Genomic DNA, 15,047 nt, shown 5'->3' on the forward strand with positions numbered 1-15,047 from the left:
GGCTGGGGTAGCCGCGCCGCCATGGCTCCACCACATGGGAACGACGTACACACTTTCCGGTCGGATCACAGACCCGGTCGGCGCACGCTGCTCGGCTCGATGGCGGCGCTCGGGGCCCTGGGTGCCGCGGGCTGTGCCCGGGTGGCGGCCGCGGGCGGGAACGGCGGCGAACTGCTCGACCGGCTCCGCGCGCAGGGCGTCGTACGGCTCGGGATCGCGGGTGAGATCCCCTTCGGGTACATCGACAAGGACGGCCGCCTCACCGGCGAGGCGCCCGAGCTGGCGAAGGCGGTCTTCAAGCGGCTCGGGGTGGACCGGGTGCAGCCGGTGCCGACCGAGTTCGGCTCCCTCATCCCCGGCCTGAACTCCCAGCAGTTCGACGTGGTCGCGGCCGGCATGTACGTCAACGCCGACCGCTGCGAGCAGGTGATCTTCGCGGACCCGGATTACCAGATGCTGGATTCGTTCATCGTCCGCAAGGGGAACCCGAAGGGGTTGCACTCCTACGAGGACGTCGTCGCGAAGAAGGCGAGGTTCGCGACCGGGACCGGGTACGCCGAGATCCAGTACGTCGTCGAGGCGGGTTACCGGCAGAGCGACATCCTGATCGTGCCGGACCAGGTGGCCGGGCTGAACGCGGTCGAGGCGGGCCGCGTGGACGTGTTCGCGGGCACGGCGCTCACCACCCGGGAGGTCGTGAAGAAGTCGGCCAGGGCGGAGGCCACCGCGCCGTTCGCGCCGCTGGTCGGGGGCAAGCCCCATGTGGACGGCGGGGCGTTCGCGTTCCGGCCGACCGAGACGCGGCTGCGGGACGCCTTCAACGCCGAGCTGCGCGCGCTGAAGCGGACCGGGGAGCTGTTCCGGATCCTGCGGCCGTTCGGGTTCACCAAGGCCGAGATGACGGATCTGACGGCGAAGGAGCTGTGCGGGCGATGACCTCGGGGCTCTGGGAACTGGTGCTCAAGGGCGTCTGGACCACCGTCCAGCTGCTGGTGTTCAGCGCGCTGCTGGCCACCGCGGTGTCCTTCGTGGTCGGCATGGCGCGCACCCACCGACTGTGGATCGTGCGCTTCGTGGCCGGCGTCTACACCGAGGTCTTCCGCGGCACCTCGGCGCTGGTGATGATCTTCTGGGTGTTCTTCGTGCTGCCGATCGCCTTCGGATGGCAGCTGGTGCCGATGTGGGCGGGCACGCTGGCGCTGGGGCTGACGTACGGCGCGTACGGCTCCGAGGTCGTGCGCGGGGCGCTGAACGCGGTGGACCCGGCGCAGCGCGAGGGCGGGATCGCGCTGAGCTTCACGCCGGCGCAGCGGATGCGGCTGATCGTGCTGCCGCAGGCGGTGCCGGAGATGATCCCCTCCTTCTGCAATCTGCTGATCGAGCTGCTCAAGGGCACCGCGCTGGTGTCGGTCATGGGCATGGGCGATCTGACGTTCAGCGCCAACCTGGTGCGGCTCGCGCTCCAGCAGAGCGCGGAGATCTACACGTACGTGCTGGTCTTCTACTTCGTGATCGCCTTCGTGCTGACCCGGCTGATGCGCGGCCTGGAGAAGCGGCTGAAGGCCGGGATCGGCAAGGACGCCGGCACGGAGCGGGCGGCGCGTGAGCTGAAGCGGGCCCGGACGACCGGGGTGGGCGGTGGTGTCGCATGACGTGGGACTGGCACGCGGTGAGCGACTTCATGCCGCACTTCCGGGACGGCCTCCTGGTCACCCTCCAGGCGCTGGTGCTGGGCTCGCTGCTGTCCTTCACCCTCGGCCTGGTGTGGACGCTGCTGATGCGGGCGCCGACCCGGTGGGTGCGTTGGCCGGTCGGGGTGGTCACGGAGTTCGTGCGCGACACCCCGCTGCTGGTGCAGCTGTTCTTCCTCTTCTACGTGCTGCCGGAGTGGGGGCTGACGTTCTCCGCGCTGACCACCGGCGTCTTCGCGATCGGCCTGCACTACTCGACGTACACCATGCAGGTCTACCGGGCCGGCATCGAGGCGGTGCCCGTCGGCCAGTGGGAGGCGGCGACCGCGCTGAACCTGCCGCGGCGGCGGACCTGGACCGTGGTGATCCTGCCGCAGGCGATCCGCCGGGTGGTGCCGGCGCTGGGCAACTACGTGATCTCCATGCTCAAGGACACACCGATGCTGATGGTGATCACCGTGCTGGAGATGCTGGGCCAGGCCCGGCTCTTCTCCCAGCAGCGCTTCCAGTTCACCGAACCGCTCACCGTGATCGGCGTGGCCTTCGTCCTCATCTCCTACCTGGCCTCCCTTCTCCTGCGAGCCCTGGAGCGACGCCTTGTCCGTTGAGACCCGTACCGAGCCGTCCGTCACCGCCGCCCAGCCGGCCGATCTGATCCGCCTGGAGCAGGTCACCAAGCGCTTCGGCGCGAACACCGTGCTCGACCACCTGGACTTCGCCGTCCGGCCCGGCAGGCACGTCACCCTGATCGGACCCTCCGGCTCCGGCAAGACCACGATCCTCAGACTCCTGATGACCCTCGCCAAGCCGGACGAGGGGACCATCACCGTCGACGGCGAACCGCTGTTCCCCGCGCCGGAGAAGCAGGTCCGGGAGGTGCGCAAGAAGATCGGGATGGTCTTCCAGCACTTCAACCTGTTCCCGAACATGTCCGTGCTGCGCAACCTCACCGAGGCGCCGGTGCAGGTCCTCGGCCTGTCCAAGGACGAGGCGGAGGAGCGGGCGCGGGAGCTGCTGGAGCTGGTGGGCCTCGCCGACAAGTGCGGGGCGCGCCCGGCCCAGCTGTCCGGCGGGCAGCAGCAGCGGGTGGCGATCGCACGGGCGCTGGCGATGCGGCCGCGGGTGCTGCTGCTGGACGAGGTGACCTCCGCGCTCGACCCCGAGCTGGTCGCGGGCGTGCTCGACCTGCTGCGGGACATCGCGCGCAGCACCGACATCACGATGCTGTGCGTGACCCACGAGATGGGTTTCGCCCGGGACATCTCCGATCAGGTACTGATGTTCGACGGGGGCCGGGTGATCGAGTCGGGCCCCCCGGAGAAGATCTTCAGCGACCCGGAGCAGGACCGCACCCGGGAATTCCTCGGCGCGGTTCTGTGAGCACGACGGGCAACCGTCGAGGTCCAGCCACTGGGGCATGACCATGGCATATGCCAGCGGGCCTTCGCCGCAGTTGGGGCCGCCGCCGGGCCGGGGCAGACGGGCCTGAATCTTGTCAACGCCCTCTTCCCGGCGGCCGTTTGCCCGTTATCGTGGTATCGCCACACCGTCCGGAAACCACGGCCCAGTAAGCGAGCGCAGGGGGGACCCACCGTGGCGCTGAAGCACGAGCCGACCGCCCCGTACCACTCCGCCCAGGACGCGCTGCGCGTGCTGGAGACCGTGGCACGCGCCGCCGTCGGGGTCACCGAGGCCGACCTGGCCCGGCACACCGGCCTCGGCCCCGAGCGGCTCACCCTGCTGCTGCGGATGCTGCGCCGCGAGGGGTACGTGGAGCAGATCGGCGGCGGGGCGTACGTCACCGGCGACACGCTGCGCCGGCTGACCTCGGCCCAGGACCGCGAGCGGGCCCTCGCCGACAAGCTCCAGCGCACCCTGGACCGGCTGCGCGACTCGGTCGGCGCGGCGGTCTACATCAGCCGGTACGTGGACGGCGAGGTCAAGGTCACCCAGTACGCGGCCGGACCCACCGCCCCGGCGGTCAACGAATGGGTGGACTTCCGCTACTCGGCCCACGCCACCGCGGTCGGCAAGAGCCTCCTGACCCAGCTGGACCACAACGCGCGCCGCGATCATCTCGCCCGGCACAAGATGGCCCGGCTCACCTCGCGCACCATCACCAGCGACAAGCTGCTCCTGTCCCGCCTGGAGTCCCAGCCGCCGACGGTTCCGGTGCTCGACCTCCAGGAGTACGCGGTGGGCACGGTCTGCGCGGCCGTCCCGATCACCGCGGGCGCCTCGGTCGGCTGCCTGGCCGTGTCACTCCCGGTGGAGCACGCCCACCGGCTGAAGCAGGCCGCGGACGCGCTGAACCGGAACGCGGCGCCGGTCCTGCTGTCGCTGGCCATCTAGGTGGTCACGAGCACCCCTCGGGACCAGGTAGTATTTTCTTCGTCGCCGGCCGCGGAAAGCGGAAGGCGGGAGTCATGCGCCGCTAGCTCAGTTGGTTAGAGCAGCTGACTCTTAATCAGCGGGTCCGGGGTTCGAGTCCCTGGCGGCGCACAGAAGAAGGGCCCCTCGCGTGCGAGGGGCCCTTCGGCGTGCCTCAGAATTCGACGTCCGAGCAGGCGTAGAAGGCGTTCCCCGTGTCGGCGACGGTCCACACCGCGAGGATGACGTGGTGGCCGGACAGACCGGTCGGCAGGGTGCCGCTGTGACTCAGCGTCGCCGGCGGCTGCTGACCGTTGTAGGGCACCGTCAGGAACGGCGTGAGGTCGAGGTCCGAGCGGGACAGCCGATGGTTCTGGTCCCAGCCCTGCCTGGTGACGTAGTACCTGAAGTCCGTCGTGGCGTGCCGGGCGGTGAACTGCCAGCGGAAGGTGTACGACTGCCCGCCGGTCACCCGGGTGGTGGGCCAGGCGGTGCCGGACGGGGTGGTCGGCGAGCCGAGCTGGGCGAAGCGGTCCACGCCGCCGTCGCAGAGCCGGCCGTCGGCGGGCCCGGCGGCCGGGAAGCCCTTGGGGCCCTCGACGCTCTGCGGCTCGTACTGGATGTCGCCGCAGCCCGTGACCGTGCCGTTGGCGCAGAGCTTCTGCCTGCTGACGGGGAGGTCGGTGTAGCCGTGCCCGCTGGCGCCGCCGGTGGAGAGCGCGAACGCTCCGGCGGTCACCGCTCCGAGCACGACAGCGGACAGTCTGGTCTGGGTGCGCATGCTGCCGCTCCTGGAGAACGTGGGGAGTTCGGTGAGCCGTGCATGAGGAAGGTCTAGACCAAGTCTCAGATTATTGCCGTCACTTGAGCATGTCCATACCAGTGGCGGAGGCGGCTGCGCCCGGCCGCACCCGCTCCCCGCGGCCCGCGCAGAACGCCACCGTGAGGTCGCGTACCAGCGCCTTGCGCTCGTAGTCGTCGAGATCGACCAGGCCGCGCCTGGTCAGCCGGGTCACCGTGTCCTCCACGGAGTCCACCACCGAGCTGAGCAGGCCGGCCCGCTCCCGGGCGTCCAGCGCGGCGATCCTGCGGCGCTCCATCGCGGCCGCGACCTCCGGGGCGTACTCCACCCGCAACGGCCGCACGGAGAACACCTCCAGGCCGGCCGGCGCGGTCTCCGCCGTCACCAGCCGCGTCAGCGCCTCCCCCGCCGCCGCGGGGCCGCCCCGGCCGCCACCCGCCGGCTGCACCGGCACCCGGGCCAGCGCCGCCTCCACGCACTCGCGCAGGTACCGCTCGTGGTCCTCCAGGCCGAGCACCGCGCGCGCGGTGTCCCGCACCCGCCACACCACCAGCACCACCACCCGCAGCGGGGTGCCGCCCGGATCGGCGGCCGGGATCACCTCGCTGCGCCAGTGCCGCAGCCGTACGTCGACCCGCCGACGGCGCAGCAGCGGGTTGACCCAGAGCAGCCCGGTGCGCCGTACCGTCCCCCGGTAACGCCCGAACAGGCCCACGACCCAGGCCCGTCCGGTGCGGCCCCGGGCCAGCCCGCCGAACCCGGCCGCGCCGAGCAGCCCGGCCCCCGCGTACGCCGCCCACTGCGCGGGGCCCAGCCCCGCGCCCGCGGGCTCCGGCAGGCGCAGCGCCTGGGCGGCGAGCGGTGGCAGCACCCCCGCCCACCAGGAGGCGGCCAGGCAGCCGCTGACCCCGCAGGCCCCGGCGAGCACCCCGGCCGCCCCTGGCAGCACCCGCGCCGGACGTTCCGTCAGCTCCGGGTCGATCCAGGGCCGCGGGCGCCGCCGCCCCGGCGCCGGGCGGTCCGCGCGCGGCAGCTCGCCGGTGCCCTGCCGGCGCCCGACGACGGCGGGCCTGGCCGGCATCCGTAGCGGATCGCGGCCGCCGGGGCCGTGCCCGTCGTCGGGGTCGTCGCGGAAGAGCAGGTGGACCGGGATCTCGGTGGTGGACTCGTTCTGGATCAGCCGGGCCGGGCGGGTGCCGGTGGCCGTGGCCGCCTGGGGCCGCCCCTCGGATTCGGACGGTGTGTGCGAGGTGGTCGTACTCATGCGTGCCTCCAGCCTCCGCGCCAGATGCGTCATGAACGTGAACAGGACTGAGATGTACGGCGGTCGGGTCGGCGACTAGGCGAACAGCCGCCGCCAGGTCTCCGGGCCCGGCGAGCCGTCGGCCGCGCCGCCGCGCCAGCCCTGGCCGCGCTGGAAGGCGGCCACGGCCTGCCGGTGCGCCTCGCCCCACTGCGGCACGGGCCCGTCGCCGTAGAACCGGCCGAACCCCTTTCGCACCAGCTGGGCGCCCAGCCGGGCGATGTGGTCGTTGCTCTGCCCCGGGCGGAAGTAGCCCTTGCCGGGGTAGCCGGGCACCCCGTGCGAGGCGGGGCCGTCCGCGCCCGGGGCGATGTCCCGGCCCCCGCCGGTGGCGAGCAGTTCCCAGGTGCGCGGGCCCGGCCGCCCGTCGGCCTCCTCGGGGCTCCAGCCCTGGGCCCGCTGGAACGCCTCGGTGGCCCGCCGGTCCGCCTCGCTCCAGGCCGGGCCCGGACCCTCCGGGTAGTACGCTCCCGCGCCCCGGGCCACCAGCATCCGGCCCAGCTCGGTGATGTACGCGTTGACCGCTCCGGGCCCGAAGGAGTCCGCGCCCGGGAAGGCGGTCGGGGCCTTGCCGCCCGACGCCTCGGCGCCCGCGTTGCCGGCGGCCAGCCCCTTGTAGCGGTAGGGGACGTACTTGCCGGCGTGGCTCCAGTAGGGGTAGGGCGTGGTCCGGCTGCGGGCGTGCGGGGGTGTCTGCTCGTAGACCGTGTAGGAGGTGTGCTTGTGGTTCGTCCAGCCGCCGAAGATCACCACATGCGAGCCCTTCTGGGGATTGGCGGTGTTGTGGTACAGCAGGATGTCGCCGGGCTGGAGCTGGGACTTGGTGATCTTCACGCCGTACTTGGCGAGGCTGCCCGTCCACTGGTTGCTGTTCAGGCCCCAGGCCATGGAGACGTAGCCCGAGCAGTCCTGCCGGTAGCCGTCGTTCCAGTAACGGCTCATGCTGTACGGCACCTTCGCCGTCACCCAGGACCTGGCCCGCTTGATGATGGCGCTGCGGGTGGTGTGCGGGGCGGGGGCGCCGCCGGCCCCGGCGGGTTTGCCGCCGGGGCCGTGCAGCGGGGCCTCGGCGCCCTGGGGGGTGTCGGGCTCGCCGTCGCCGGGCACGGCCTGGCGGTGCGGGGAGGGGCAGCCGGGGAGGGCGGCCGCCGGGGTCGTCACCGCGCCGAGGACGGCGGACACGGCGGCCACGACGGCCATCCCCCGGGTCGCGGGGAGGTGGGCGAGGCGGCCGGACAGCGGGCGGCGACGGGTGCGCCACCGGTGGACACAGCCGGGGCAGTCGCGGTCGCGCGCGGGTTCGAACTCCTCGAACGCCGGAGCGGCCATGCGATCCGCCTCACATTCGTGGTGGTTTTGTCCGCTTGTGTGCACGTTGATCAGTTTCACAACTGTCCACGGAACGCGCACTTTGACGGTCCGAACGATGTACGGGCCTCCCAGCGCCCTCCCGGTGGTTCGGAGCACCCCCACAGGTCAGGTAGAGTTCTCTTGTCAGCAGGCGCCGCTAGCTCAGTTGGTTAGAGCAGCTGACTCTTAATCAGCGGGTCCGGGGTTCGAGTCCCTGGCGGCGCACTAGCGATCAATACGCCGAAGGGCGTTCTCGGTTTCCGAGAACGCCCTTCGGCGTATTCGCGCCCCTGCCGTTCCTGCCGCGGCGTTCCGGTCCCGGCCGGAGCCTGCCGGGCGGGACCGGTGACGCCCTTACAGGACGGTGTGGGTGTCCACCGGTGAGGTGGACGTGGTGTAGGAGGAGTTACCGCCGTAGACGGCGGTCAGCGCGTGCGACCCGAGGGTGAGGGCGGACGTGCTGAACGTGGCCACGCCCCCGCTGAGCGTGCCCGTACCCAGCAGCGTCGCCCCGTCGAAGAAGCTCACCACCCCGGCGGGTGTCCCACCGCCCGGTGCCACCACGGTGGCCGTCGCCGTCAGCAGCACGGTCTGCCCCACGGACGAGGGGTTGGGCACGGAGGACAGTGCCGTCGCCGTAGCGGCCTTGGTCACCGTGGTGTTGACGGTCGGTGACATGGAGGTGTTGAAGTTCCCGTCGCCGTTGTACGCCGCGCGGATGCCGCGCACGCCTACGGGGAGCGTCGACGTGGTCAGGGTTGCCACGCCGCCGACGAGCGGTACGGGTGCCTGCGGGATGCCCCCGATGAAGAACGTCACCGTCCCCGTGGGCGTACCCGACGCCGGCGCGACCGCCGAGACCGTCGCCGTCAGCGTCTTCGCCTGGCCGAACACCGACGGGTCCGGCGCCGTCGTCACCACCGTCGAGGTCGACCCCTTCACCACCGACTGGCTGTCCACCGGCGAGGTGGAACCCGTGAAGTCGGCGTCACCGCCGTAGACGGCGGTGAGGGAATGCGCCCCGACCGCGAGGGCGGACGTGGTGAGCGTCGCCGTCCCCGCGATCAGCGTCCCCGTACCGAGCAGCGTCGCGCCGTCGAAGAAGCTGACGGTCCCGGTCGGAGTGCCCGCCCCGGGAGCCACCGCGGTGACCGTCGCCGTCAGGGTCTTCGCCTGACCGAAGACGGAGGGGTCGGGCGCGGAGGTGAGGGCGGTGGCGCTCGCCGCCTGCGTCACCGACTGGCTGTCCACCGGCGACGTCGAACCAGTGAAGTCGGCGTCCCCTCCGTAGACGGCGGTGAGGGAATGCACGCCGACGGCCAGGGAGGCGGTGGTGAACGTCGCCACCCCGCCGCTGAGCGTCCCCGTACCGAGCAGCATCGCGCCGTCGAAGAAGCTGACGGTCCCGGTCGGAGTGCCCGCCCCGGGAGCCACCGCGGTGACCGTCGCCGTCAGGGTCTTCGCCTGACCGAAGACGGAGGGGTCGGGCGCGGAGGTGAGGGCGGTGGCGCTCGCCGCCTGCGTCACCGACTGGCTGTCCACCGGAGACGTCGACGTCAGGTAGCTGGCGTTCCCCCCGTAGACGGCGGTCAGCGCGTGGCCCCCCACCGCCAGACTCGAGACCGAGAGCGTCGCCACCCCGCCGCTGAGCGTGCCCGTGCCCAGCAGCGTGGGGCCGTCGAAGAAGCTCACCGTACCGGTCGGCGTGCCGCCGCCCGGCGCCACCACGGACACCGTCGCGGTCAACGTCTTCGCCTGACCGAACACCGACGGATCGGGCGCCGAGGTGAGGGCGGTGCTCGTAGCGGCCTTGGTCACCGTGGCAGTGACGGTGGCCGACATCGATCCGTTGAAGTTCGCGTCGCCGTTGTACGCCGCGCGGATGCCGCGCACGCCTACGGGGAGCGTCGACGTGGTCAGGGTCGCCACGCCGCCGACGAGCGGTACGGGTGCCTGCGGGATGCCCCCGATGTAGAACGTCACCGTCCCCGTGGGCGTACCCGACGCCGGCGCGACCGCCGAGACCGTCGCCGTCAGCGTCTTCGCCTGGCCGAACACCGACGGGTCCGGCGCCACCGTCACCACCGTCGAGCTCGACCCCTTCACCACCGACTGGCTGTCCACCGGCGAGGTGGAACCCGTGAAGTCGGCGTCACCGCTGTACACGGCGGTCAACGAGTGGGCGCCGACGCTCAGAGCGGTCGTCGTGAGGGTCGCGGTGCCGCCGCTCAGCGTCGCGGTGCCGATGAGGGTGGCGCCGTCGAAGAAGTCGACCGTGCCGGTGGGGGTGCCCGCGCCCGGTGGTACGGCGGTGACCGTCGCGGTCAGGGTCTTCGCCTGGCCGAAGACGGAGGGGTCGGGGGCGGAGGTGAGGGTGGTGGCGCTCGCCGCCTGCGTCACCGTCTGCACGTCCACCGGAGACGTCGAACCCGTGAAGTCGCCGTCACCGCTGTACACGGCCGTCAGGGAATGCGACCCCACCGCGAGGCTGGAAGTGGTGAGCGTCGCCGTGCCACCGCTCAGCGTCGCGGTGCCGATGAGGACGGCGCCGTCGAAGAAGCTGACGGTTCCCGTGGGGGTGCCGGCTCCCGGCGGTGCGGCGGTGACCGTCGCGGTCAGGGTCTTCGCCTGGCCGAAGACGGAAGGATCGGGCGCCGAGGTGAGGATGGTGGAGCTCGCCGCCTGCGTCACCGTCTGCACGTCCACCGGAGACGTCGAACCCGAGAACTCCGCGTCGCCGCTGTACACGGCCGTCAGGGAATGCGACCCCACCGCGAGGCTGGAAGTGGTGAGCGTCGCCGTGCCACCGCTCAGCGTCGCGGTGCCCAGCAATGTGGCGCCGTCGAAGAAGTCGACCGTACCCGTCGGCGTACCGGCTCCCGGCGGTGCGGCGGTGACCGTCGCGGTCAGGGTCTTCGCCTCCCCGAAGACGGAAGGATCGGGCGCCGAGGTGAGGGTGGTGGCGCTCGCCGCCTGGGTCACCGTCTGGACGTCCACCGGGGACGTCGAACCCGAGAACTCCGCGTCGCCGCTGTACACGGCCGTCAGGGAATGCGACCCCACCGCCAGGCTGGAAGTGGTGAGCGTCGCCGTGCCACCGCTCAGCGTCGCGGTGCCCAGCAATGTGGCGCCGTCGAAGAAGTCGACCGTGCCGGTGGGGGTGCCCGCGCCGGGTGGTACGGCGGTGACGATGGCGGTGAGCGTCTTCGCCTCACCGAAGACAGACGGATCGGGCGCCGAGGTGAGGGCGGTGGCGCTCGCCGCCTGCGTCACCGTCTGGACGTCCACCGGAGAAGTCGAACCCGAGAACTCCGCGTCGCCGCTGTAGACAGCCGTCAGGGAGTGCGACCCGACCGCGAGGGTCGACGTGGTCAGGGTGGCGACACCGCCGACGAGGGTGCCCGTACCGAGCAGCGTCGCACCGTCGAAGAAGTCGACCGTACCCGTCGGCGTGCCGACACCCGGCGGCACGGCAGTCACCGCCGCCGTCAGGGTCTTCGGCTCACCGAAGGCGGAGGGATCGGGCGCGGAGGTGAGGGCGGTGGTGGTCGCCGCCTGGGTCACCGTCTGGACGTCCACCGGGGACGTCGAACCCGTGAAGTCGGCGTCACCGCTGTACACGGCCGTCAGGGAATGCGACCCCACCGCCAGGCTGGAAGTGGTGAGGGTCGCGGTGCCGCCGCTCAGCGTCGCGGTACCGATGAGAGTGGCGCCGTCGAAGAAGTCGACCGTGCCGGTGGGGGTGCCCGCGCCGGGTGGTACGGCGGTGACGGTGGCCGTGAGGGTCTTCGGCTCACCGAAGACAGACGGATCGGGCGCCGACGTGAGGGTGGTAGCGCTCGCCGCCTGCGCCACCGTCTGGACGTCCACGAGTGACGTGGACCCACTGAAGTCGGCGTCACCGCTGTAGACAGCCGTGAGGGAGTGCGACCCGACCGCGAGGGTCGACGTGGTGAGGGTGGCGACACCGCCGACGAGGGTGCCCGTACCGAGCAGCGTCGCGCCGTCGAAGAAGTCGACCGTACCCGTCGGCGTACCGACACCCGGCGGCACGGCGGTGACCGTGGCCGTGAGCGTCTTCGGCTCACCGAAGACAGACGGATCGGGCGCCGACGTGAGGGTGGTGGCGCTCGCCGCCTGGGTCACCGTCTGGACGTCCACCGGGGACGTCGAACCCGAGAACTCCGTGTCCCCGCTGTACACGGCCGTCAGGGAATGCGACCCCACCGCCAGGCTGGAAGTGGTGAGGGTGGCCGTGCCGCCGCTCAGCGTCGCGGTGCCGATGAGGACGGCGCCGTCGAAGAAGTCGACCGTGCCGGTGGGGGTGCCCGCGCCGGGTGGTACGGCGGTGACGATGGCGGTGAGCGTCTTCGCCTCCCCGAAGACGGAAGGATCGGGCGCCGAGGTGAGGGCGGTGGTGGTCGTCGCCTGGGTCACCGTCTGGACGTCCGCCGGAGACGTCGAGCCGGTGAAGTCGCCGTCACCGCTGTAGACGGCCGTCAGGGAATGCGACCCGACGGTGAGGGCCGACGTGGTCAGGGTGGCGACGCCGCCGACGAGGGTGCTGGTCCCCAGCAGCGTCGCACCGTCGAAGAAGTCGACGGTACCGGTGGGGATGCCGGCTCCCGGCGGCACGGCGGCAACCGTCGCCGTCAGGGTCTTCGGCTCACCGGCCACGGAGGGGTCGGGCGCGGAGGTGAGGGTGGTGGCGCTCGCCGCCTGCGTCACCGTCTGGACGTCCGCCGGGGACGTCGAACCCGAGAACTCCGTGTCCCCGCTGTAGACGGCCGTCAGGGAATGCGACCCGACCGCGAGGCTGGAGGTGGTGAGCGTCGCCGTTCCCCCGACCAGCGTCCCGGTACCCAGCAGCGTCGCACCGTCGAAGAAGTCGACGGTACCGGTGGGGATGCCGGCTCCCGGCGGCACGGCGGCAACCGTCGCCGTCAGGATCTTCGCCTCACCGAAGACAGACGGATCGGGCGCCGACGTGAGACCGGTGGTCGTCGCCGCCTGCGTCACCGTCTGCACGTCCACCGGAGAAGTCGAACCCGAGAACTCCGCGTCGCCGCTGTACACGGCCGTCAGGGAATGGGTGCCGATCGGGAGGCTGGAGGTGGTGAAGGTGGCGGTACCACCGACGAGGGCGCTGGTCCCCAGCAGCGTCGCACCGTCGAAGAAGTCGACCGTACCCGTCGGCGTGCCGGCACCCGGCGGCACGGCAGTCACCGTCGCCGTCAGGGTCTTCGGCTCACCGAAGACAGACGGATCGGGCGCCGACGTGAGGGCGGTAGCGCTCGCCGCCTGCGTCACCGTCTGCACGTCCACGGGTGACGTGGACCCGGTGAAGTCGGCGTCACCGCTGTAGACGGCGGTGAGGGAGTGCGACCCGACGGCGAGGGCCGACGTGGTCAGGGTGGCGGTACCACCGACGAGAGCGCTGGTCCCCAGCAGCGTCGCACCGTCGAAGAAGTCGACCGTACCCGTCGGCGTACCGACACCCGGCGGCACGGCGGTGACGGTGGCCGTGAGCGTCTTCGGCTCACCGAAGACAGACGGATCGGGCGCCGACGTGAGGGCAGTGGCGCTCGCCGCCTGCGTCACCGTCTGCACGTCCGCCGGAGACGTCGAACCCGAGAACTCCGTGTCCCCGCTGTACACGGCCGTCAGGGAATGCGACCCCACCGCCAGGCTGGAGGTGGTGAGCGTCGCCGTTCCCCCGACCAGCGTCCCGGTACCCAGCAGCGTCGCACCGTCGAAGAAGTCGACGGTACCGGTGGGGATGCCGGCTCCCGGCGGCACGGCGGCAACCGTCGCCGTCAGGATCTTCGCCTCACCGAAGACAGACGGATCGGGCGCCGACGTGAGACCGGTGGTCGTCGCCGCCTGCGTCACCGTCTGCACGTCCACCGGAGACGTCGAACCCGTGAAGTCGCCGTCACCGCTGTAGACGGCGGTGAGCGAGTGCGACCCGACGGCGAGGGCCGACGTGGTCAGGGTGGCGGTACCACCGACGAGAGCGCTGGTCCCCAGCAGCGTCGCACCGTCGAAGAAGTCGACCGTACCCGTCGGCGTACCGGCACCCGGCGGCACGGCGGTGACCGTGGCCGTGAGCGTCTTCGGCTCACCAAAGACAGACGGATCGGGCGCCGACGTGAGGGTGGTGGCGCTCGCCGCCTGCGTCACCGTCTGCACGTCCACGGGTGACGTGGACCCGGTGAAGTCGCCGTCACCGCTGTAGACAGCCGTGAGGGAATGGGTGCCGACCGGGAGGGCGGACGTGGTGAAGGTGGCGACACCGCCGCTCAGCGTCGCGGTACCGATGAGAGTGGCGCCGTCGAAGAAATCGACCGTACCCGTCGGAGTACCGACACCCGGCGGCACGGCAGTCACCGTCGCCGTCAGGGTCTTCGCCTCACCGAAGACAGACGGATCGGGCGCGGACGTGAGGGCGGTAGCGCTCGCCGCCTGCGTCACCGTCTGCACGTCCACGGGCGACGTGGACCCGGTGAAGTCGCCGTCACCGCTGTAGACAGCCGTGAGGAAATGGGTGCCGACCGGGAGGGCGGACGTGGTGAAGGTGGCGACACCGCCGCTCAGCGTCGCGGTACCGATGAGAGTGGCGCCGTCGAAGAAATCGACCGTACCCGTCGGCGTACCGACACCCGGCGGCACGGCAGTCACCGTCGCCGTCAGGGTCTTCGCCTCACCGAAGACAGACGGATCGGGCGCCGACGTGAGGGTGGTAGCGCTCGCCGCCTGCGTCACCGTCTGCACGTCCACCAGAGACGTCGAGCCGGCGAAGTCGGCGTCGCCGGAGTAGACGGCCGTCAGGGAGTGCGAACCGACCGCGAGGGCCGACGTGGTGAGGGTGGCGGTGCCGCCGCTCAGCGTCGCGGTACCGATGAGAGTGGCGCCGTCGAAGAAGTCGACCGTACCCGTCGGCGTACCAGTGACGGGTGCCACGGGGGTGACGGTGGCGGTCAGCGTCTTCGCCTCGCCGAAGACGGAGGGGTCGGGGGTGGAGGTCAGGGTGGTGGCGGTGGGGAAGGGAGCGGTGGCGGTGATGCTGACGGTCGCGTCGCCGTTGTTCGCGACGTACGCCGCGGTCCCGTCCGGAGTGATCGCGATGCCGAAGGGTCCGGTGCCGACGGCGATCGAACCGACCACCGTCTGACCGGCCGTGTCGATCACACTGACCGTGTTGTCGCCGTTGTCGGTCACATACACATGAGATCCGTCGGGCGCGAGGGCGACTCCCACAGGCGCGGTGCCGACGGTGATGGTGTTGGTGACCGTCTTGGTGGCCGTGTCGATCACGCTCACCGTGCCGTCACCGTTGTTCGCCACATAAACCAGAGAACCCGTGGGCGCCACTGCCACACCGAAGGGTGTGCCGCCGACGGTGATGGTGGTGGTGACGGTCTGGGTGGCGGTGTTGATCACGCTGACCGTGCCGTCGCCGGAGTTCGTGACGTAGACGGTCGAGCCGTCGGGAGTGATCGCCACACCGAAGGGTGTGCCGCCGACGGGG

General features: G+C 71.6%; 9 protein-coding genes and 2 tRNA genes. 7 read left to right on the forward strand and 4 right to left on the reverse strand.

Translation table 11 applies throughout. The features are described from left to right. Window positions 1-21: 21 nt before the first annotated feature. From ehuB to QSK45_RS27325, 6 genes are all read left to right on the forward strand, one after another. The gene (gene ehuB / locus QSK45_RS27300) at window positions 22-936 is read left to right on the forward strand and encodes an ectoine/hydroxyectoine ABC transporter substrate-binding protein EhuB (protein ID WP_285561460.1); all 915 of its coding nucleotides are present in this window, start codon (window positions 22-24) and stop codon (window positions 934-936) included. Beyond that, window positions 933-1,652: an ectoine/hydroxyectoine ABC transporter permease subunit EhuC gene (gene ehuC, locus QSK45_RS27305; RefSeq protein WP_285561462.1), complete on the forward strand. Its 720-nt coding sequence runs from the start codon at window positions 933-935 to the stop codon at window positions 1,650-1,652. Before ehuB ends, ehuC begins: the two co-directional genes overlap by 4 nt. Further along, window positions 1,649-2,299, forward strand: coding sequence for an ectoine/hydroxyectoine ABC transporter permease subunit EhuD (ehuD, locus tag QSK45_RS27310; protein ID WP_285561463.1), 651 nt, complete (start codon window positions 1,649-1,651; stop codon window positions 2,297-2,299). The genes ehuC and ehuD overlap by 4 nt, the downstream gene beginning before the upstream one ends. Beyond that, complete coding sequence (gene ehuA / locus QSK45_RS27315) at window positions 2,289-3,071, forward strand: ectoine/hydroxyectoine ABC transporter ATP-binding protein EhuA (protein WP_285561468.1); 783 nt, start codon at window positions 2,289-2,291, stop codon at window positions 3,069-3,071. The genes ehuD and ehuA overlap by 11 nt, the downstream gene beginning before the upstream one ends. Before the next feature lie 213 nt (window positions 3,072-3,284). Continuing rightward, window positions 3,285-4,043 carry an IclR family transcriptional regulator domain-containing protein gene (locus tag QSK45_RS27320; protein ID WP_285561470.1) on the forward strand — a complete coding sequence of 253 codons (759 nt, stop codon included), beginning with the start codon at window positions 3,285-3,287 and terminating at the stop codon, window positions 4,041-4,043. A gap of 76 nt (window positions 4,044-4,119) precedes the next feature. Continuing rightward, window positions 4,120-4,193 (forward strand) — tRNA-Lys (locus tag QSK45_RS27325). A gap of 43 nt (window positions 4,194-4,236) precedes the next feature. On the opposite strand, the gene QSK45_RS27330 is transcribed toward QSK45_RS27325, so the two are convergent. The 3 genes from QSK45_RS27330 to QSK45_RS27340 all read right to left on the reverse strand — a co-directional run bounded on the left by QSK45_RS27330 (window position 4,237) and on the right by QSK45_RS27340 (window position 7,495). Continuing rightward, window positions 4,237-4,842, reverse strand: coding sequence for a lytic polysaccharide monooxygenase auxiliary activity family 9 protein (locus tag QSK45_RS27330; protein ID WP_285561472.1), 606 nt, complete (start codon window positions 4,840-4,842; stop codon window positions 4,237-4,239). Between the two features lie 79 nt (window positions 4,843-4,921). After that, window positions 4,922-6,127: an SPFH domain-containing protein gene (locus QSK45_RS27335; protein ID WP_285561474.1), complete on the reverse strand. Its 1,206-nt coding sequence runs from the start codon at window positions 6,125-6,127 to the stop codon at window positions 4,922-4,924. Window positions 6,128-6,202: 75 nt separating this feature from the next. Continuing rightward, complete coding sequence (locus QSK45_RS27340; RefSeq protein ID WP_285561475.1) at window positions 6,203-7,495, reverse strand: peptidoglycan-binding protein; 1,293 nt, start codon at window positions 7,493-7,495, stop codon at window positions 6,203-6,205. A 172-nt stretch (window positions 7,496-7,667) separates the two neighbouring features. On the opposite strand from QSK45_RS27340, the gene QSK45_RS27345 reads away from it, so the two are divergent. Continuing rightward, window positions 7,668-7,741, forward strand: a tRNA-Lys gene (locus QSK45_RS27345). Window positions 7,742-7,870: 129 nt separating this feature from the next. Here the strand turns inward: QSK45_RS27345 and QSK45_RS27350 are convergent. Continuing rightward, a complete protein-coding gene (locus QSK45_RS27350) occupies window positions 7,871-15,022 on the reverse strand; it encodes an Ig-like domain repeat protein (protein WP_285561477.1) in 7,152 nt (2,383 codons plus the stop codon). Between the last annotated feature and the right edge of the window lie 25 nt (window positions 15,023-15,047).

Source organism: Streptomyces hygroscopicus subsp. hygroscopicus (genome assembly GCF_030269125.1).
Taxonomy (GTDB): domain Bacteria; phylum Actinomycetota; class Actinomycetes; order Streptomycetales; family Streptomycetaceae; genus Streptomyces; species Streptomyces hygroscopicus_C.

Bases quoted from the DNA above. Each gene is read 5' to 3' on its own strand.
- ehuB (WP_285561460.1), top strand. From the start codon at position 22: ATGGCTCCACCACATGGGAACGACGTACACACTTTCCGGTCGGATCAC.
- ehuC (WP_285561462.1), top strand. From the start codon at position 933: ATGACCTCGGGGCTCTGGGAACTGGTGCTCAAGGGCGTCTGGACCACC.
- ehuD (WP_285561463.1), top strand. From the start codon at position 1,649: ATGACGTGGGACTGGCACGCGGTGAGCGACTTCATGCCGCACTTCCGG.
- QSK45_RS27330 (WP_285561472.1), bottom strand. From the start codon at position 4,842: ATGCGCACCCAGACCAGACTGTCCGCTGTCGTGCTCGGAGCGGTGACC.
- QSK45_RS27335 (WP_285561474.1), bottom strand. From the start codon at position 6,127: ATGAGTACGACCACCTCGCACACACCGTCCGAATCCGAGGGGCGGCCC.
- QSK45_RS27340 (WP_285561475.1), bottom strand. From the start codon at position 7,495: ATGGCCGCTCCGGCGTTCGAGGAGTTCGAACCCGCGCGCGACCGCGAC.